Source organism: Shouchella clausii (assembly GCF_002250115.1).
GTDB classification, from domain to species: domain Bacteria; phylum Bacillota; class Bacilli; order Bacillales; family Bacillaceae_D; genus Shouchella; species Shouchella clausii.
The window spans coordinates 2,269,303-2,288,874 of sequence record NZ_CP019985.1 but is presented as its reverse complement, the minus strand read 5'-3'; the positions used below and the strand labels follow the sequence as shown (position 1 = coordinate 2,288,874).

Sequence of the window (19,572 nt, the reverse complement as noted above, 5' to 3'; positions counted from 1 at the left end):
CATACCGTGTTAACCTTTTAACCCAGCATTTAAATTAATCGATTTGACGAAGTGTTTTTGGGCGAACAGAAACAATAATACAGTCGGAATGATGGCGATCAATGCCGATGCCATTAGTTGCCCAATCATCCGGTAATTTCCATAAATGTCCTGCAGCAATAACAGGCCAGCCGTTATTGGCATTTTATTGACATCCGTATAAACAATTACTGGCCAGAGGAAGTCATTCCAAGAACCTGTGAAGGAGAATAAAAAAACAACAATCAAAACAGGACGGACTAGCGGCAATATAATTGAATAGAAAATTCGAAAATCATTCGCCCCATCGATCTTCGCACACTCATCTAATTCTTTCGGAATGCCTAGCATGAACTGCCTTACTAAAAATAAGTTGCCCATTCCTGCTAACCCTGGGAAAATCATAGCCCAAGGTGTGTTTACCCACCCTAAAGTATCAATAATTTTGTAAGAAGGAATCAAGTTGACAACGCCAGGAAAAAGCGAAATCGCTAGTAAGACAAAAAACAGCGTGTCTCTTCCTTTAAATGTTAAGCGTGTATAGCCATAGGCTGTAATCGCGACCATTGCCACAACGAGCAATGCATGTGAAGTCGCAATAAAAACGGAATTCCATAGCCATTTTAAAATGGGGGCAGTTGACGTGTTGTTTAGGACGCCCATATAGTTCTCGACGACCCAATTGACAGGCAACAGCCGAAACCCTACATTTACGACTTCCGTTTGCGACCGAAACGAAGTGGATACGCCAAAAATTAACGGGACCACCCATAAAAAGCAAGCAATGAGTAGAAATAGATACGCTACATATTTTGATAGATCAATCCGATTTGCCATAATCCCCTTCCTTTCGCTTCCGACCCTTTCCTGCCTTTAACGCTCCTATGATGCGTTTCTATTCAATAAGTAATACTGAAAAGCGGAAATGATTAAAATCACTAAACCTAGCAAAACAGCCATTGCTGACGCCATTCCGGCAATGGACTCCCCATGGCTGAACGCCAAATCACGGATATACATCATTAACACCGTCGTGCTTTGGTTTGGCCCGCCGCTAGTCATCATGAGTGGCTGACCAAAGACATTAAAACAGCCAGCGGTCGTCATCACAAATGTATAGATTAAAGGAAAACGAATAGAAGGAATGGTCACACTAAAGAATTTTCGGATTGGCCCTGCTCCGTCCATTTCCGCCGCTTCAAACAAGTCTCTGGACACACCATGAATGGAAGCCCGGTAAATGATTAAATTGCCGCCAACCCCTCCCCACAATGTAATGATAATAATGATGATCCAAGCGTAAGGTTGTGTCGCTGCCCATGCGACATCAACACCAAATAGATTGTTTGCTACGCCTAGCTGGTTATTGAAAATAAGCCCCCATATTAGCGCCGCTGCCGAAATCGAGATCAGCCCCGGGACATAAATAATTGCCTGGATGAGATTTTTCATTTTCACTTTTTTATGTTCTAAAGAGACAGCGATTAACAAAGGGATTACGATGAGCAGCGGGACACTTAAGGCAACAAACAGCAGCGTGTTTTTTAATCCATTGATAAATTGGTGATGAAAGGTTGAATTTGTATCAAACAGAATCGTTCTATAGTTGCTTCCTCCTACCCATACAGGATCGTTGATTAAATTCCATTGTGTAAAAGAAGCATAAATACCTGTTATCGACGGCAAAAGAAAGAAAACGAGAAAGAAGATTAAATGCGGGCCAATAAAAAAAGTTGGCGTTAAACGGCCGTTGAGCTTCATCGTTTCCCCTCCCTTTATGAGGCAATATACAAACATTCTCATACTGAGCTCGTTTAATTGACCCCTTCAGCAATTTTATCTTCAACAAACTTTTGCATTGTCTCCAGGCCTTCTTCGATGTCCAAATTTCCGTGAACCATGTCGGCCGCATACGTATCCAATGCTTCGGCCACATATGGGTAATACTCATACGTATAAATATAGAGCGAATCAACTTGTTTTTGATTTTCTGTAAAGAAAGATTGTGTATATTGGTTATAGGAAGAATCTTCAAATACTTGATTGCTAGCAACGATTTGCCCCGCTTCTGCCCACTTCATCGAATTGGTCCGGAGCCACTCTAAAAAGTCAGCAATCCCTGCTTCTTTCTCATCAGACCTATCTTCGTTCGTTAATAGCGTAAACAAATGGGAGGAAGCACGGTTATGAAAGACGTCTGAATCAAAAGCGTAAATATTGGTCACGCCAAAGCTCAAGCCATCGACCATCTCATGGGCTGTAGACGTCCATGTCCCATCTGTTGAAAACAGGACATTTCCCGACTGGAACATTAAGTAGCCGTCTTCTCCATAAGGAGTCATTAAGCCTGCGTCGGCAATGCCTTTTACCGCTTCGATTGCCTGTTTCATCTCTGGTGTATTGATAGCTGGATTGCCATTTTCATCTTCAATGTCACCGCCTAAGTTTTGAATTTGCGCCAATATGACCCAACTGATTAATGAATCATTGACAGCATAGTCCCCATCTTCCAACTTGCCTTGCAACGATAAAAGCTCATCAAAAGTGACCACATCATCGTCTAAAAAATGTTCAACTCCGTATTTGCTAAGCAAATCTTGATTGTAATACATCGCATTTGCGTGAATATCAAGGGGAATCGTATATTGGACGCCATCGATATTGCCTGAATGATACGCTTGTTCTAAATAGTTTTCTGCCTGTAGGCCTTCCTGTGAGCGAATCACGTCAGTCATTGGTTCAAGCATCCCCTGCTTGACAAAGCTAGGAACGCGGTCGGCATGAATAATTGCTAAATCGGGTATGCCTGAGCCCGAATTCATGACTGTGTACATTTTTGTATACATATCAGAGGTAATGACATGTTCTACTTTAAATTCCGGATCAGTAGCGTTGTACTCATCGATCATCTCATCCATAAAAACCCCATCATCTCCTGTTAATGGCGTCCAAAAACTAATCGTGTTTTTATCGCCACAACCAGCTAACAACAGCATAGACATGCACGCAATAGGCGTTGCTTTTATAAACGTGCGTTTCATTGAATCACCCTCCCCTTATTTACTTTTTATGGAAATATTAAATTTTATTTTTAGTTTAAGCGAGAGTGAAAGCGTTGTCAATAACTTGATAATAGATTGTTACAAATTTGTACGTATAAGATTTATTTTAGTTCGTTTTTTCCTATTAGTAAGCAAAAAAAGCCTGCTACAAACAGGCCCGAGGAGTACTAAACGAAAATGTGTTTTTCCGATCAAAAACAGACTTTTCCCGTTCTAATGGTTGTCAATCGCTTTCGTCGAGTTGCGTATAACTAAACTTGGCGTAAAAACAGGCGATTCGATCTGTCCTAAACTTCCACCAGCTGTCTTCCTAATTAACGAAATAATCGTCTTGGCAGCGACTTCGCCTAGCTCGCTTTTTGGGTGGGATACACTAGTCAGTTTTACTTCCGATACTTCTGCAAAAAACGAATCATCAAACCCTACTAGCGAAAGATCGTCTGGGACAGAAACATGGAATTGTCTGGTCACATCCAGCAATTTCATAGCCAATTCATCGTTATAGCAAATAATTGCTGTCGGCTTATCTGTTGAACGTTTCAGTACATTTGTTAACACTTGTACGGGAACGTTGAACTTCCCGGCAGTATCATATGTTACGATATTTTTTGGATTAATGGGTACGCCTGTTGCCCGGTACGCTTTTAAATACCCTTTCATTCGTTTCGTTCCTTGCATATCATCGGTTTTAAAAAAAGCAAGAATGTTTGTGTGCCCCAACTCTAACAAATGGTTGGTTTGTAAATATCCGCCAGCCTCATCATCCACTGTCACATGCAAGGGCTCTAATTCGTCATAATAGGCATTAATCATAATGTATGGTATTCCTAATAATTCTAAATGAAGGTAATATTTAATGTTTGGGTTAGACGTTGCACTCTTTGTCGGCTCAATAATAAGTCCATCAAACCTTTGTGGAATGATCGTTTCTAATATTTGTTTCTCTTTTTCATGGTCATTGTTTGTGCTAAATAAGCTGACTTGATACCCTTCTTTGCTTAACACCTTTTCCGCTCCCCTAATGATAGAAGGAAAAATATAATCAGATATATAAGTCGTAATAATCGCGATTTTTTTTTGTGTATGTTCGCTTTTGCCAACTTCCATTGAAGCCCGGTCTGACACGTAAGTGCCGGATCCCTGCTCCCGGTAAAGCCAACCTTCACTCACTAATTCGCCAATTGCCAGCCTAACCGTATGCCGGCTTACGTTAAATTGATCCATCAACTTGCTTTCTGAGCTAATTTTTTGCTTCGGTTCAAACGTACCATCTAAAATGTTTGATTTAATCCAGCTTTTTACTTTGCTATACTTTGTTTCACCCACAATTTTTCCTCCAGTACCGGTCATTTAAGTAACCTATCAGTACAAGTAGAATACCATATGTTGCTTCCCTATTGTTACTCGGTTAAGGCAAGTCTAGCATGTACTGTATCATAAACGCATAAAACGTACGTACGAGTTCACCCTCCCCCCTCTCGCCTCCCAACATCGGCTGGCAAACAAAAGCTTTTGCTATTTGCTCAACTCTCTTCTGTCCCAAGACCATTTGGATTGACTTTCGCCAAGCATTGCCTTAGCCTTTTTATCAAAAAGGATACGCGAATGAGCGGATAGGAGAAACGATGATGAAACGACAACTGCCTACTTGTACCTGTGCGCTGTTATTTATGTTTTTAGCAGGCTGTACCCCTTCTGGAACGATCACGGAAGCAGATGATGGAATTCATGTGATGGCGGCAGCGAGTTTGACGGATGCATTAACAAAATTAGAGTCTATGTATGAAGAACAAACAGGGGAAACACTTGTGATTAACTATGGTTCTTCAGGAAAGCTGCGCCAGCAAATCAATGAAGGCGCGCCAGCTGACGTGTTTCTGTCGGCTTCTGTTGCAGATATGAAACAAGTCGCCAATGCCAGCAACCTTGTTGACTCAGTGAATCTACTTGAAAACAAGCTAGTCCTTGTAGCTGCACCTGAAGTTGCCGATAGCCTTAGCGAATGGGATGACCTAACGAGCGCTAATTTGCGCAGCCTTGCCATCGGCCAAACGGAAACGGTCCCTGCAGGCCAATATGCGAAACAATCGTTAGAAACGTTAGGAATGTGGGAGCAACTCGAAGAATCCTTCATTTTTGGCAGCGATGTCCGCCAAGTGCTTACTTATGTTGAAACGGGAAATGCCGATGCTGGCCTCGTCTATCAGACGGATGCGGAAACATCCGAGCAAGTTACGATTGTGGCAGAAGCTCCTGAACACTCACACGAACCGATCTATTATCCAGTCGGGCTTATTAACGACGATGAAAAAGCTCGCCATTTTTATGAATGGCTGCAAACAGATGAAGCACTCGCCGTCTTCGAGGACTTCGGCTTTTCAGGAGTTTCCTAATGGCTGCAGAAGCATTCTGGACACCGATTTTCGTTTCTGTTCGTGTCGTATTAGTGGCGGGAGCACTTGCTTTTGTGGCCGCGCTCGTGGCAGCTGCGTTCCTTAAAAAAAGGCGTTTCCCAGGCAAGCTTGCCTTAGAGACAGCATTGATGTTGCCCCTCGTCTTGCCGCCTACAGTGATCGGCTTTTCGCTGCTTGTTTTGTTCGGCCGCCGCAGCTTTATCGGCGCATGGTTTGAATCACTATTTAGCCAGCCTATCGTCTTTACCTATTTGGCGGCTGTCATAGCCGCTGCCGTTGTGGCGTTCCCATTAATTTATCAAACGTTCGTCAACGGCTTTGAAGCAGTCGATAGCGACTTAGAAGAGGCAGCCCGGCAAATGGGGGCAAGCGAATGGCAAGTTTTTTGGAATGTGACGTTTCCCTTATCTTCCAAAACAGTCGTGTCAGGAGGAATGCTTGGCCTTGCAAGAGCACTTGGCGAGTTCGGCGCTACGATGATGTTTGCCGGCAGTATCGAAGGCGTCACACGAACGATTCCAACGAGCATCTACATAGCAACGGAATCAGGAAATATGGTTTTCGCTTTTTATTGGGTTGCGTCTATTATTGTGTTCGCGTTTTGCCTGTTGGCGGCAGTGCAGCGGTTAAAAGCAAAAAGCTAACCATTGACCGGTTAGCCTCATCCCAATTTGTCATTGTCCTCTTGTGCTTCTTCAACGACGCTGTCTCAGCGGGACATACTCCGAACTCCAGCAAACAAAAACGGTTCGCTAAGCCTTGGACATCAGTAGACAAGGCTTTACGATCCGAATAATTTTTCTTTTAGCGCATAGATCACAGCTTGCGTCCTATCTTCCACTTCTAACTTGGCCAGTATATGGCTAACATGGGTTTTTACCGTTTTAATCGTTATGTAAAGCTCTTCGCTAATTTGTTGGTTTGTCTTTCCTTCCGACATGAGCTTTAAAATTTCCATTTCCCGTTTTGTCAGGGCTTGGTGTAATGGGACATTGGCGGTAAAAGCTGAGATCATTTGCCCTTGTACTTTGGCATCAAGCACCGACTCGCCATTGTGTGTTTTTCGGATCGCTTCGGCAATCTGCATCGCACTAGACGTTTTTAACACATAGCTCGTAGCACCTGCCTCCAGTACAGGACGGAGCTTGTCGCTGTCCACAAAACTTGTGACTACGACGATTTTTGCTTGGGGCCAGTTCGCTTTGATCTGTTTCGTGGCTTCAATCCCGTCCATTCCGTCCATAACGAGGTCCATCAAAATGACATCTGGCTTTAACTGAAGCGCCAACTTGACGCCTTCCTCGCCATTGGCCGCCTCTCCAGCGACATGGAGGTCTTCCTGGGTCGACAAGAACGCCGAAACCCCCATCCTCACCGTTTCGTGGTCATCAACGATCAGCACTTGAATCATCCTCTTCTCCTCCTTTTACAATCGGCACCTTGATCTCGACGCTTGTGCCCTGGCCTGGAACGCTAACAATCCGCGTTGTGGCGCCAATTTCTTCTGCTCGTTCTTCAATGCTGTTGAGGCCATAGCCACCTGTGTGTTCTTTGCGGTCAAAGCCTACCCCATCGTCTGTAATCTTTAAAAGCGCAAATTGGTCAAACTTGTCGTAGTACAAGCTAATTTCTTTTGCCTCAGCATGCCGCAATGCGTTGGCAATCGCTTCTTGGGCAATGCGGAAGAGCTGATCCTCAATGCCTGGTGAAAGGGGAGCGTCGGCAATCCGTACAGAAAATGATAGGGGATGCTTTTCGGCAAGGCTGTCTACGAGCTGTTCGACCCCTTCTTTAAAGGATTGGTCTTCCAATTGGATTGGCCGTAGTTGCAATAGCAAAGCGCGCATGTCATTTTGGGCGTCATTCACCACTTTTTCAATTTGCTCGCACCGTTTTTGCAGTGCTTCTATATCTGGATTCTTTCCATTTACAGCCGCCGATAAGAGCATCGATGCCGCATACAATTGCTGTGAGACCGAATCATGGAGTTCACGTGCGATCCGGTTTCGTTCTTGTGATACGATTTCGCTTTTTAACTGGCTTTCTTTTTCAGCCCATTGTTCCATCAATTTTTGTGAACGATCTGCCTGCTTGCTCATCCGTCGTTCCATGTCAATGATTAAACTGCTCGCCTCTTTAAAGTCGGCAGACATTTGACCAGCTTGTTTTCGCCCTTTTTCCATATGGCCATGACTTAATTGTTGCAATGCCCCGCGAATATCATTCATTCCCCGCTTCCAAATGAGCATAGCAACAACGTAAACGACGATCGCAATCAACGTAAAAATGGCAACAAGCCATAATACAGGGGGAACATTATAAAAAGTAGGGTCGATTTTTATAAATGCTTCCCAATGAAGCAGCCCGACAGAGACAAAATACGAGCTTACGAATCCAGCACAAACAACTAAGAGGCAGAATGTAAGGACGCCTACCTTTTGCATTGATTTCATCGGTAAATCACCTCAATATCTCCTGCGACAAGGGATGTGTAGATCCGCAGCTTCCGCGGCGCCTCATCATATTGGCTATTTTTAATAGCGACATTTTGGTTAAAGCCCGTTTCTTCGTGGTCAAATACAACCGTTTGCCCAAAGATGGCGGAATGCTGGACAGAAACGCCTGCATCATAAGGGACATATAGCTGAATACGGCCGATAAACCCGCGAACGATCACAATCGTGTCCCCTACTGGCAACACGGTATTTTCAAAATGGACATTCGTTGTACCGATGCCCGAAAGAATATTGATATTATCACTGCTAAAAACTTGATCTTCAGCACGCTGATCGCCAAAGATCAAGTTTTTAAAAAACAGCGCTTTTTTTTGCGGCACAGCTTCACCCGTTGGTTGATCGCCAATGTTAACATTCACGCGCCGCGGTTTACGCATTTTTTCCCAAAACAAATATAGTGAATAAAAGAGCAAACCGTATAGTGTAATGATAAAAAACGTAGAGGAGAACAACGTGAATACAAACATGATGATCCCGATATAAAAAGCGAAACGCCCTTTTCTACGGCTCATTCGCTTTTGCCCATAATAAATAAAGCCTGCTGCAATGATTAGCATAATGAGTGGTCCAACACTTAATACCAATTCTAGAAGGGCAGCAACAAGCAAGGCAAAGAAAATATAAGCAATAATGTCCGTTCGATTCTTTTTCATTCCTTTGCTCTCCCTTCTAAAAAATTGCCCGCCTGCTAAATAGGCGGGCTCGTTTTATGGAGCTATAAGACTAGACATTCGCTCGCGTCTCTCGTGGTCATTTTTGTCGACAACCTCTATTATACTATAAGGCTTTACGGTGCAACATCGCTTTTTTTATCTAATTGCTGCTTTAATTCCTCAATTTGCACATCAAAACTAGGTTGTTTCTTTAGTGCTGCAGCTTCACTTTCTTCAGTTTGCTCGTTCTCGTCTTCTTCATACCCGTCAAGATCGCCGTTCTCCTCTGCATAATACGTCCATTTTGCCGCATTTTTTTCAAGCTTGGCTTCTTCTGTGCGTGCAATGTAATCAAGCTGCATGCGGCGAATTTTTTTGCGGAGAAATTCCAGTTCCCGGCCTCGTGCTTCTAATTTTTTTACTCTTTCTTTTTGCTCTTCGTAGGAATCACTGTATTCACTTGAAAGTTCTTGATAAGCTACTAATTCACTTTGTGCTTGAGCAACTAATTCTTCCACCCCGGCACTTTCCGCGATTTCTAATTGTTCCGCCCGTTTACTGGCCATCTTTTTGGCGTCTTGCCACTCTTGGTAAAAATAACGTTCTAGTCTACGCTGTTTTTCAATCGACTGTTTCCATAATTTTAATTGCTTGTCGAGTTTTTTTGATTCGGCTTCATACTTGCCATCATCTGTTTGAAAAGGCTTGTCGTTACGATCAAACACATGTTCAATGTCAGCTTGCACTTGTTCTTTTAGCTGTTTTAGAAAAGACATGTCGTTTTACTCTCCTTTGTTGTCTATTTAAACCTCGAAATCATATTCCTTCATTTCTTTCCATTTCTCATAAAGCTTCACTAGCAAATAAAGAGCACCGACGCCAATGATTCCTGGCAAGCTGCCAACCGTCAGGCATACACCGATAAGCAAAATCACCCACCAGAGCACTTTCATAATCGTTTGATCGTTCAATGTAGCTTGGCGCCAACCAAAGTATGCCAACACTGCGCCTGCGCCTAGGCCAATGATCGCCCCTAGCGACGATAGCACAATGATTGCAAGCACAATGGCTGCAACAACCATCCATCCGCGTTTTGTCAATGTCGTTCACCTCCTTTGGTGTAAGTTCTGCCGTCTATACATTTATTGTAGACAGTTGCGCCGTTTGGCAAAACGAGCGGCAGATTGAACTTCCTCTGCGACTAGAGGCTGAGACACGAATCAGCTTTTCAGGACACTAATTCACCAGACAGAAAAAAACACTGCATGGAATCACACAGTGTGAGAGCAAATGACACATACCAGATAGGGATCGAGCCATTCGGCAAAAATCCCGTTAGACTTCTATCTATCAGCATTTGTTTGTTTATGGCAAAACGTGCGAATGTACTGCTTGCCTTGCCTATGCAAACAACGGAATCGTACATATAGTACTAGCATAGAACAGAAAGGGGGAATAAAACATGAGCTTTTACAGCTACTCAAGCAACTTTTCCGATTTTTCTTCCCGTAAACACAAAAAGCACGACAGGCACGATCGACACGACAAGTGCGATAAGTGTGACAGGCACGACAGACACGATAAGTGCGATAAGTGCGACAAGCACGATCGACATGATCGACATGATCGACATGATCGACATGATCGACATGACAGGGACAAATGCGATTGCCATTCTTTCTTTAAACACATTGCCCGTGGCCAATTTGTTACTGTTTTTCTAAAAGGCGGCGGCTGCGTCCGTGGCGAGTTTGTTGATGTCCGTAAAAACTTAGTTTTCCTAGCAAATTGTGACTGCCATAAAAAATCAAGAATCGTAACCATTTGTTGCGATGACATCACTGCTGTCGAAACGTAAGCAATCTTTAGGGCTTCTTGGCAAATGCCAAGAAGCCTTTTCTTGATTGAATGAAATAAACGTTTGCCTTAGCCGGCCACGTTTTTGAGAACCGCTGCGGTAACAAACTCTAAGTGTGCTAACCTTTTCTCTCAATGCATACAATGACAAAAAAGGGAGGAGTGTACATGAATACGTCCGTGTTGCAGTCACCTTCATTGAATTTAGCAGGCGACTCCACAAGAACACTCAATTACCAACGAGATCCACAAAACTATATTACCCAGTTGTTTGCTGCCCAGCTTCCCGCTATCCCCACGGGATTTTTTAATGTCCATATGAGCGCAGGCATTGTCATCACGCCGCATTGGCATACGAACGCCTCAGAGCTTGTATTTGTCATTTGCGGCAAAGTACAGGCATCCGTTTTTAATCCATTCTCCCAAAAGCTGCTTACATACGAGCTTGTTCCTGGGCAAGCGGTCGTCTTGCCAAGAGGGTGGTTTCATTGGATTGTCGCTTTAACCGATGGAACTCATTTACTAACGATTTTTGATAAACCGACACCTGATATCGTCTACGGTTCTGACTTCCTTCGCTTTACGCCGGGCAGCATTATGGAGCTTGCTTATTGCGTCAATGGCAACGCCTATGAAAACGTAGTCGCGCCGATTCAGGAATCGGTCATTCTAGGGCCGCCGACATGGTGCAAAGAGAAAGGGCAGTCTCCGAAAGGGACCGCCTCCTACAAGCATTACTATACAGAACACCCTGAACCTCAGACATACCGATACTAATCTCGCTTTAAAGTTAAGATAACATGCGTCAAACGACTGCTTCGTTTTGATAAAAAAAGCCTGTTAACCGCCTTTCAATCGCATCGGTTAACAGGCTAGCTTTGCATTTAGACGCTATGGCCTAAATGTGTACCACTCTGTCTCATATTGAGGTCCTTCTCGTTCATACGTAAAGCGGTACGTCAGTTCATCTCCTCCGCTTACACCTTGAATGGAATAGTGCCATTGTCCGTTTCCTTCATTCATGCGGACATTTTGCTGGTCGCCGCCATTTAAACGATAATGAAAGTCAACGTAACGAGCTGGTACCGTTGGTGAAAAAGCAATGACCGTTTCGTTATGATCTTGTTTAACCGTAACAGAATAATGGTCATGTTCATGTTGGTCTCCGTTCCCAGGCTCGTTAGGTTCTGGATCAGGGCCAGGATTTGGCTGTTCAATCGGAGGCACCACGTCGGTGGCGTTCGTGTAAAAGCTATTTGCCTCGACTTGGGCAGTGTGGCCGTCTGTAAACGTCACTGTTGTTGGCGCATCACGATAGTTGTAGGCAACATATATACGCTCGCCATTTTTAGTAAAGACAGCATATGTTGGCGTATCCGCTTGTACGGTAGGGTCCACCTGGCCAAGGGCATGCAAGCTAGTAACCCATTGGTACGTCTGTGCTTTCGTGCTGCCCCGTTCCATAATTCGTTCATCCCCTGGATTAAACTCGCCATAATCATCGATTTTGGCGTTCATTTGCGAGACGGCATCGCTTGGATTGGTTAAAGCGCGATACGCCCACACCATATTCGCCCACAAGTTCCAATCCGTTGAGCCATTGCGCGTATACAATTCTTGATAGGCACGCTCGACATAATCAGGATGATGGCCTAAATATAAGGCGCCGCCATGCAGGGGAAGCCAATTGATCGCGTATTTTTCGACCATGCCAGAATGCCACCACGTCGCATGGTCCATCTTGCCACCCCAGTTGATCGTCACAATTTCAGGTTTGTATGCTTCAGGATGGATTTCGTCATAGACATCAAAGAAGTATTCATTAATGGCGCTCATTTCAGTTGTATACAAGTAAATAGCACGGTCAAGCAATTCCGAATCGTTTGTTGCCTCAGCCCATAAAATTAAATTGGTCCAAGCATGCATGGCTTCAGAAGATGATTCTTGGTTATTGCCTGAATCAAATGTGGCAAGACCGTCTGCCCATGAGTGCCCGGAATAAGGGTCAAACATGCGCAAGTATGGAAACATGTCATCATCGCGCCCAGCAGCAAAGTCACGGATCAACAAATCGATCATCGCGCCCCACTCGTCATCGTTTGCCCATTCTGGATGGACGCGGGCAATTTCAGCAGCTGCTTTCACAAAATATCCATAATGGAAATGGTGATCATTGATCCGTACCGCTGATCCATGGGCGGCATGATAGCCAAGCAGCGTTCCCCAATTTTCGTTATAGTAGAACAGATTTTCGCTCTTTAACCGTCCATCCTCGTCTGTGGCCACAAGCCAATCTTCCAGGTGCGCTCGCAGTTCATCTCGAAAAGAATCGGCAAGGGCTTCGTCACCTACCTGGTCGGCAATTGGCGCAAGGTTGGCTAGCTTCCCTAAATACTTGCCAAGTTCATACGTATCTTGGCCTGTTGGGTAATCAGCTTGCGCTTCTTGCAAATATCCGTGCAAGCGATCGGTATCGGTTCCGACATTTGGCAGGCTCGGTAATATGCCTGTATATTGAAGGGTTGTTTCAAATTCGTTGCCTGGAAGCAGTTTCATATCGCCGCGAATTGTAAAAATCGTTTGCTCCAACAATTGTGCTTCTGAAGCGGCTGTTAAATGGCGGGATTGATGGGGGTATAAAGCAAAAATGGTGCCTTCTTTTGCTCCTGCGACCTTTGCTTCGGTTTCTACTGAATATACAGTGCGGACTTCCCCAGTATCATGGTCAACGCTATATTCTGCCCTTGAGTCACGTACAACGGAAAAGGCATATTCTTCAAATGTGTGGAGGAGCTCATCGGTTGCTTCTGGCAGTTTCGCCACAGAGATAAACGATGCGGCATTTTCCCACTTATTTCCTTGCAGTTGCCAGTCAAATCCATCTGGCGCATAGGCAGCATAATGCTTATTGTCATGGGTGGAAAAACCAATGACATTGCCTTGATTGGCCCAAATCTGCGGCTCAATTGGGAAATCAATCTCCGCATGCCCCCCTTCATACTCGGCAAATATATATGGGGAACCGACGCCATAAGTAAGGCGAAGCATGGCATCGCCGTCTTGCAACAACCCACTCACGTACCAATCGCTATAGTCATCGACTTTGGCATCGGAAAACGATTCGGTAGTAGAATGGCCAATGGTAAAGTCCGTTGAAATCGCGCCTGTAATGTGCCACGTGCCAGCCTCGGCATTTTCATGGACGACGACATTATGAGGCGCATCATAAAACACATTCAAGCCATTTTCTTGATGCTTGACGCTAAACGGATGAGGATAGTGGTTGTTTGAAAACCGATCAACAGCAAGAGAGCTCCACCAACGGTTCGTTGGCATTGGCCCGTTCACGTTTTCCGTACGGTAAATGTGCTCAGGAGGTTCTTGTTGTTGCTCAGCGTAGCCTGGATCAGCAATTGAATCGAAATCAATCGGTGGATATTCGAGTGAATAGCTTCCTTTTCCCACTTCCTCGACGACAGAATGAGCAGATATTTGCTCGATCGGAGCCATGAGCAACATGCCCAATACTACTGCGGACCATCGTTTCTTCATATGACGCCTCCTAGAATTATTGCAAACGAAATCGGTTTCGTTATCGGCCAAAAAAACAAGCCACTACTCTTATTCGATCGCGATTCTAGCGACAAATGGAACAGATTTTATGTTACAGCAAAAGAGAAGCGGTTGTTTCACGACTAATTAACTCAGGTTCGACTAAAACCCGGGCTGTACTTGCCCTGCCGGCAATAAAATCAAGCAACATTAACGCAGCGAGTCTCCCTATTTTCTCTTTGTTTTGGCGCACCGTTGTAAGTGGTGGCTGCACGTATCTTGCCGCCAGCTGATCGTCACAGCCAATAAGCGAGACATCGCCTGGTATCGATACTCCCAGTTGTTGCATCGCTCTCATAAAGCCAAATGCCATCAAATCAGAGGAAGAAAAAACAGCTGTCGGTTTCTCAGCGTTTCCCTTAAACAAGGACAAACCTGCCTCATAGCCGCTTTGTTCAAAGAAATCCCCTTCAATTACCCATTCTGGGCGGAGCGTCAGCCCATATTCATGGATGCTTTCGCGAAACCCTTTTAGCCGAATATTCGAAACAGCCGATTCGTTTGCCCCTCCAATGTAAGCGATATCACGGTGGCCTTGCAAATAGAAATAGTCGACAACCGATTGGGAAATTTTTTTGTTATCGGTCATTACGTAGCCTGACTTGGGCCCATCTAATTGAATGTCCACACCGATACAGGGAATTTCACTTTTTGTTAAGTCCTCAATCGATTGCTGGACATCTTCACCAGCAATAATAATGCAGCCATCCACTTTATAATAAAGGCATCTGGCATAGAAATTTTCTTCCTTTTGGAAAGTTTCATCAGAAAAAAACAACAAGTCGTACCCGTGCATGCCGATCGTCCGTTTAAACGCGTTTAGCACTTCAATAAAAAATGGGTGGTCAAAATCGGCATTTATCCGCCCTGCGTAAATAACGCCAATGAGCTTTGACGTTTTTTGCGCCAATGTGCGGGCAGAGTGGGAAGGCCGGTATCCTGCTTCTTCCATAATTCGAAAAACCCGTTCTTTTGTTTTCTGGCTCACATCAGGGTAATCATTTAGGATTTTCGAAATGGTCGCTTGGGAAACACCGGCTTTTTTAGCAATGTCTTTAATCGTGATTGCATTGTTCTCTTTCAAACGACTCTATCCTTTCACAGCGCCTTGTGTCAGGCTATTAATAAAGAAACGGTTGAATAGCAAAAAGATCGCAATGAGCGGAGCTGTTGCCCAAAGCGTGCCTGACATTATCATACCATAATCATTCACGTACGAATCATTAAGAGAACGCAAAGCAACCTGAAGGGTATGACTTGCCGAATCTTGTAAGACTACGAGCGGCCATAGGAAATCATTCCAAACATTCATAAAGACAATAATGCCAAGTGTCGCAAAGGCTGGTGCGATCGCAGGCACAACGACATTCCAATACATCCTGAATGTAGAGCAGCCATCGATCTTCCCTGCCTCTATTAATGCATCAGGAATCGAATCCTTAATGTATTGCCTCATCCAAAAAATCCCGAACGCGTTGATAAGCCCAGGCACGATGACTGCCCGCAAATCGCTTAGCCAGCCTAGCTCTGTAATAATAAAATACTGGGGAATTAACCCAAGTTGTGGTGGAACCATCATCGTCACGAGGATCGCAGCAAACCAAAACTTTTTCCATGGAAAATCGAGCTTGGCAAATGCAAAGCCAGCGAGAGAGCATAGAAACAGCGTTCCAATCGTAACGGAAATCGAGACAATAAACGAATTTTTAAATGCGCCAAAAAAATCAACATTGGCCATGACATTTTGAAAATTGCGGACTAGCTCCGTTCCTGGAATAACTACTGGCGGTGTTTGGTTAATTAAATGGCTTGGGTTGGTCGCCATGACAAACATCCAATAAAACGGAAAAACCGCCAGCAACGAAGCAATGATTAACGTGACATACAACATGATCTTTCCAAATGATTGCGTTTTCTTCACTTTGGTCCCCCCTTCCATTTGCTTCTTCCGATTTGGTTAGTGAGGAGCAAATTCACACATGTAATCACCATTATTAGAATAAAGAGCATCACTGCTGTAGCGGAAGCGGTTCCAAAGAAATTATTCATAAACGCATCCCGGTACAAATAAGCGACAATCGTAATCCCTTCCTCACGCAAGCTCCTTCCAAGAAACACAAGCGGTTCGGTAAATACTTGCAAAGCGCCAATCGTTGCCGTAAACACCGTAAAAATAATAAAAGGCTTAAGCATAGGAATGACGACATAACGCAATTCAGACCAAATGGAAGCGCCGTCCATTTTGGCGGCTTCGTATAATTCTTTTGGAATGCTTTGCATCCCAGCCAAATAAATCAATGTGTTATAGCCGATCCAGCGCCAAAAAATCATTAGTGAAATAGCGATTTTCGCGCCCCACTCGCTTGTCGTAAACGATACGGCATCATAGCCTAGCCCAATTAAAATCGAGTTCACCAGGCCATGCGTTTGGTTGCTGAACAAAACACCGAAAATGACAGCCACTGCTACAATCGATGTCACATACGGAATAAAAACCGCTACCCTAAACACGTTACGAAACCGTATTAGGGTGGAATTCAGCGCATACGCCAAAAAAATCCCAATAATCAGCTGTGGCAATGTTCCCATCACGCCAATGATAAATGTGTTTGATAACGACTTCCAAAACAACGCATCTTCTAAAACTAAGCGAAAGTTTTCGATTCCTGTAAACGTCATCGGCCCGAGCCCATTCCAGCTAAAAAAAGCTAGATAAAAACTAAATAGCATGGGGATCAGGCCAAAAACAGCAAACAACAGAAAAAAAGGTGAGATAAATAAAAGGCCAGGCCATTTATCTTTATACATTCGCTTTGGTTTGCGCACGAAAGGACGAGTGCTTGATTTTGCTGTTTCCATCTATGTCTCTCCCTCTTTATCCGCGCTGCAAACGATCATTGATCCGCTTCATTGCCGCATCCCACTCTGCATCAGGATCAGCACCGTTGCTGTTCACATTGTCGAGCGCTGTTAAAATCTCCTCTTGGACAAGCATGTAATTGCGGCCTTTATAGACGCTTTCCACTTGCTGCGCTGCCTTGCCAAATACAGCAGCCGTGTTTAAACCATTAAAGTACTCATCCGTATGGTTAATGAATGCTTCTTCTTCATACACAGCAGGCGCTGACGGGAATAAACCGGCATCGACAAACGACTGTAACTGATTCTCAGGCGACAGTAGCCATTTTACAAAATCGTATGCTTCTTCCGGGTGGTCCGTCTCTGCTGGAATCGTCACAAAGGAACCGCCCCAGTTCCCTGCTCCTTCAGGCATATCAGCAATCGACCAGTTGCCGGCCGCATTTGGCGCGTTCCCTTGAATAACAGCAATCATCCAAGCTGGGCCAAGCAATGTCGCATAATCACCAGTATCCATGGCACCGCCCCATTCAGGCGTCCAAAGCTCCAACGAACCAACAACGCCATTTTCGATTAATTCAACCGTGCGGTCATAAGCCTCGCGGATAGCCGCATTGTTTTCAACGATCAACTCTTCATTTTCATTAAAATAATGTTCCTTGGCTTGGTCCCGCAACGCATTGTAAACTAATTCAGGGCTGTCAGTGACAATGGTTCCTGTTTTTTCATAAATCGTGTTGGCCATTTCCGTATAGTCATCCCATGTTTGAATCGTGGCAGACACCTCTTCTGGATCGGTTGGCAAACCCGCTTCTTCAAAGACATCCGTCCGGTAAAACATCGCCGTTGGGCCAATATCGGTCGGCAAACCGAATAAGAAGTCACCGTCACGGTTTTCAGCTGTCTCCCACACCCAATCTAAATAATGGCCTTTTAGTTCCTCGGCGCCATAGTCATATAAATTAATAAACCGGTCTTGGGCATCACGGTACCGTTCAATTTCATTGATTTCAACGAGCGCTAAGTCAGGTGCGCCGCTTCCAGTAGACAAGGCCGTAAATAAATTATTGTGGTGATCGGTATTGTCTCCTTCTTGGATATTGATTTTGACGCCTGGATTTTCCTCCATATACACTTCTGCTAGTTCTTCATATTTCGTTGTGCCAAACAACCAAAATGTTAATTCAACACGGTCGTCCCCCGACGCATCTTCAGTACCTCCGCCTCCACAAGCCGCTAATAGCAGCGTAGACGCAAGTGCCAGCCCAAACGCTTTCTTCGCCATCTCGTTTCCCCCTTGGATATAATGTACATTTTACGAAACCGGTTTCGGTAATAGTGTAAACGCTTCCGTTTCTATTTGTCAATGTAAAATTCCCATTTATTATCGCCTAGCCGTTTTTTCTAGTGTTAGGCATTACTCATGACCATCAAGATTGTCGACGTTGTCAAAACATTACACAGGCTGGCAGAAATGTTTGTCCAATGAGAAGTGAAGACGAGAAAATCTTCCTACCTAAAATACAATCTTTCCGTACTTTCCCAAGCAGCTTGCTTTCACCCTTCATCGCTCATACAAACGCTAATAAAAAGGTGGTTCTACCCTTTACAAGAGCGAATACGATTTTAAAGAGTCATTGTGTAGATTTTCCCAAATTCTGATGTATCCGTTTACAAATTTGTTAAAACAGGATATAATGCGGGGACAAGTTAAAGTGAGAGCTGATGAGCAAATGAGAGGCAGCCTTATAACAGCGTCCTGCGCGACCCTGTGATTAAGGCTGCTCTTTTTTATGCAAAGACACTTTCCTTTCTTCCAATTTGACTTTCGGCTTGACATCATGAAGGAGGTACGAAAAATGGCAGAAATCATGGCGGAGCTTATCGGCACTATGGTTCTTATCATTTTTGGCGCTGGCGTTGTCGCCGGTGTGACGCTAAAACAATCAAAAGGAGAAGGGGCAGGCTGGATTGCGATTTCGGTAGGCTGGGGCTTTGCAGTAGCGCTTGGCGTTTATGTGGCCGGCACTGTGAGTGACGCCCATTTGAACCCTGCTGTCACGCTTGGATTTGCTACCATCGGACAGTTTCCTTGGGCGCAAGTTCCCGGCTATATAATCGGACAGTTGGCCGGAGCTTTTCTTGGTGCTGTCATTGTCTTTCTTCATTATTATCCACACTGGAAGGCAACGGAAGATGCAGGAGTCAAACTGGGCGTATTTGCAACTGGTCCGGCAATTCGCCACCTTCCAGCCAATTTCTTAAGCGAATTAATTGGCACTGCTGTATTGGTATTCGGGTTATTGGCTATTGGCGCCAATACATTCAGTGAAGGATTGAATCCAATTGTCGTTGGCTTGCTCATCATTGCGATTGGCCTTTCCCTCGGGGGCACGACTGGTTATGCCATTAACCCAGCACGTGACCTAGGGCCACGCCTTGCCCATGCTTTATTGCCAATTAACAAAAAAGGGCCATCCGATTGGGCTTATGCATGGGTGCCGATTCTCGGGCCAATTGTTGGCGGTATTGTTGGCGCTGTTCTTTATACCCTTATTTTCTAAACAAAGGAGACGATATT

The 19,572-nt window shown here is 44.5% G+C and carries 19 protein-coding genes; 4 read left to right on the top strand and 15 right to left on the bottom strand.

The window, feature by feature from the left end; genetic code table 11:
• Positions 1-9: 9 nt before the first annotated feature.
• From BC8716_RS10880 to BC8716_RS10865, 4 genes are all read right to left on the bottom strand, one after another.
• A complete protein-coding gene (locus tag BC8716_RS10880) occupies positions 10-855 on the bottom strand; it encodes a carbohydrate ABC transporter permease (protein WP_094425598.1) in 846 nt (281 codons plus the stop codon).
• Between the two features lie 45 nt (positions 856-900).
• Entirely contained in the window at positions 901-1,779 is an 879-nt protein-coding gene (locus BC8716_RS10875; protein WP_094425596.1) for a carbohydrate ABC transporter permease, read from the bottom strand.
• A 53-nt stretch (positions 1,780-1,832) separates the two neighbouring features.
• On the bottom strand, positions 1,833-3,059 hold the full coding sequence (locus tag BC8716_RS10870) for an extracellular solute-binding protein (RefSeq protein WP_094425594.1): 1,227 nt from the start codon (positions 3,057-3,059) through the stop codon (positions 1,833-1,835).
• A 234-nt stretch (positions 3,060-3,293) separates the two neighbouring features.
• On the bottom strand, positions 3,294-4,406 hold the full coding sequence (locus tag BC8716_RS10865; RefSeq protein WP_245849900.1) for a GntR family transcriptional regulator: 1,113 nt from the start codon (positions 4,404-4,406) through the stop codon (positions 3,294-3,296).
• Positions 4,407-4,708: 302 nt separating this feature from the next.
• Between BC8716_RS10865 and modA the strand changes: the two genes are divergently transcribed.
• Both modA and modB read left to right on the top strand, forming a co-directional pair.
• Positions 4,709-5,473, top strand: a complete 765-nt coding sequence (gene modA, locus BC8716_RS10860; protein ID WP_169715937.1) for a molybdate ABC transporter substrate-binding protein — start codon at positions 4,709-4,711, stop codon at positions 5,471-5,473.
• Positions 5,473-6,138, top strand: a complete 666-nt coding sequence (gene modB, locus BC8716_RS10855; RefSeq protein ID WP_094425589.1) for a molybdate ABC transporter permease subunit — start codon at positions 5,473-5,475, stop codon at positions 6,136-6,138. Before modA ends, modB begins: the two co-directional genes overlap by 1 nt.
• A 137-nt stretch (positions 6,139-6,275) precedes the next feature.
• Here modB and BC8716_RS10850 read toward each other — a convergent pair whose 3' ends face one another.
• The 6 genes from BC8716_RS10850 to BC8716_RS22310 form a co-directional block, all read right to left on the bottom strand.
• Positions 6,276-6,905, bottom strand: a complete 630-nt coding sequence (locus BC8716_RS10850; RefSeq protein WP_062745827.1) for a response regulator — start codon at positions 6,903-6,905, stop codon at positions 6,276-6,278.
• Positions 6,883-7,947 carry a sensor histidine kinase gene (locus BC8716_RS10845; RefSeq protein WP_094425587.1) on the bottom strand — a complete coding sequence of 355 codons (1,065 nt, stop codon included), beginning with the start codon at positions 7,945-7,947 and terminating at the stop codon, positions 6,883-6,885. The genes BC8716_RS10850 and BC8716_RS10845 overlap by 23 nt, the downstream gene beginning before the upstream one ends.
• A complete protein-coding gene (gene liaF / locus BC8716_RS10840) occupies positions 7,944-8,663 on the bottom strand; it encodes a cell wall-active antibiotics response protein LiaF (protein WP_062745823.1) in 720 nt (239 codons plus the stop codon). The genes BC8716_RS10845 and liaF overlap by 4 nt, the downstream gene beginning before the upstream one ends.
• 134 nt (positions 8,664-8,797) lie before the next feature.
• Complete coding sequence (locus tag BC8716_RS10835; protein ID WP_094425585.1) at positions 8,798-9,439, bottom strand: hypothetical protein; 642 nt, start codon at positions 9,437-9,439, stop codon at positions 8,798-8,800.
• Positions 9,440-9,466: 27 nt separating this feature from the next.
• On the bottom strand, positions 9,467-9,763 hold the full coding sequence (locus tag BC8716_RS10830) for a lmo0954 family membrane protein (RefSeq protein ID WP_062745819.1): 297 nt from the start codon (positions 9,761-9,763) through the stop codon (positions 9,467-9,469).
• A gap of 380 nt (positions 9,764-10,143) precedes the next feature.
• Entirely contained in the window at positions 10,144-10,338 is a 195-nt protein-coding gene (locus BC8716_RS22310; RefSeq protein ID WP_157730418.1) for a hypothetical protein, read from the bottom strand.
• A gap of 350 nt (positions 10,339-10,688) precedes the next feature.
• Between BC8716_RS22310 and BC8716_RS10820 the strand changes: the two genes are divergently transcribed.
• Positions 10,689-11,297: a cupin domain-containing protein gene (locus tag BC8716_RS10820; protein WP_245849901.1), complete on the top strand. Its 609-nt coding sequence runs from the start codon at positions 10,689-10,691 to the stop codon at positions 11,295-11,297.
• A gap of 114 nt (positions 11,298-11,411) precedes the next feature.
• Here BC8716_RS10820 and BC8716_RS10815 read toward each other — a convergent pair whose 3' ends face one another.
• The 5 genes from BC8716_RS10815 to BC8716_RS10795 all read right to left on the bottom strand — a co-directional run bounded on the left by BC8716_RS10815 (position 11,412) and on the right by BC8716_RS10795 (position 18,276).
• Entirely contained in the window at positions 11,412-14,072 is a 2,661-nt protein-coding gene (locus BC8716_RS10815) for a glycosyl hydrolase (protein ID WP_094425581.1), read from the bottom strand.
• 112 nt (positions 14,073-14,184) lie between these two features.
• Entirely contained in the window at positions 14,185-15,216 is a 1,032-nt protein-coding gene (locus tag BC8716_RS10810) for a LacI family DNA-binding transcriptional regulator (protein ID WP_094425579.1), read from the bottom strand.
• 6 nt (positions 15,217-15,222) lie between these two features.
• Complete coding sequence (locus tag BC8716_RS10805; RefSeq protein WP_094425577.1) at positions 15,223-16,071, bottom strand: carbohydrate ABC transporter permease; 849 nt, start codon at positions 16,069-16,071, stop codon at positions 15,223-15,225.
• Positions 16,050-16,940 carry a carbohydrate ABC transporter permease gene (locus BC8716_RS10800; protein WP_251180007.1) on the bottom strand — a complete coding sequence of 297 codons (891 nt, stop codon included), beginning with the start codon at positions 16,938-16,940 and terminating at the stop codon, positions 16,050-16,052. Before BC8716_RS10800 ends, BC8716_RS10805 begins: the two co-directional genes overlap by 22 nt.
• A 67-nt stretch (positions 16,941-17,007) precedes the next feature.
• Entirely contained in the window at positions 17,008-18,276 is a 1,269-nt protein-coding gene (locus BC8716_RS10795; protein WP_094425573.1) for an ABC transporter substrate-binding protein, read from the bottom strand.
• A gap of 556 nt (positions 18,277-18,832) precedes the next feature.
• On the opposite strand from BC8716_RS10795, the gene BC8716_RS10790 reads away from it, so the two are divergent.
• Positions 18,833-19,555, top strand: coding sequence for an MIP/aquaporin family protein (locus BC8716_RS10790; protein WP_257251717.1), 723 nt, complete (start codon positions 18,833-18,835; stop codon positions 19,553-19,555).
• Positions 19,556-19,572: the final 17 nt, after the last annotated feature.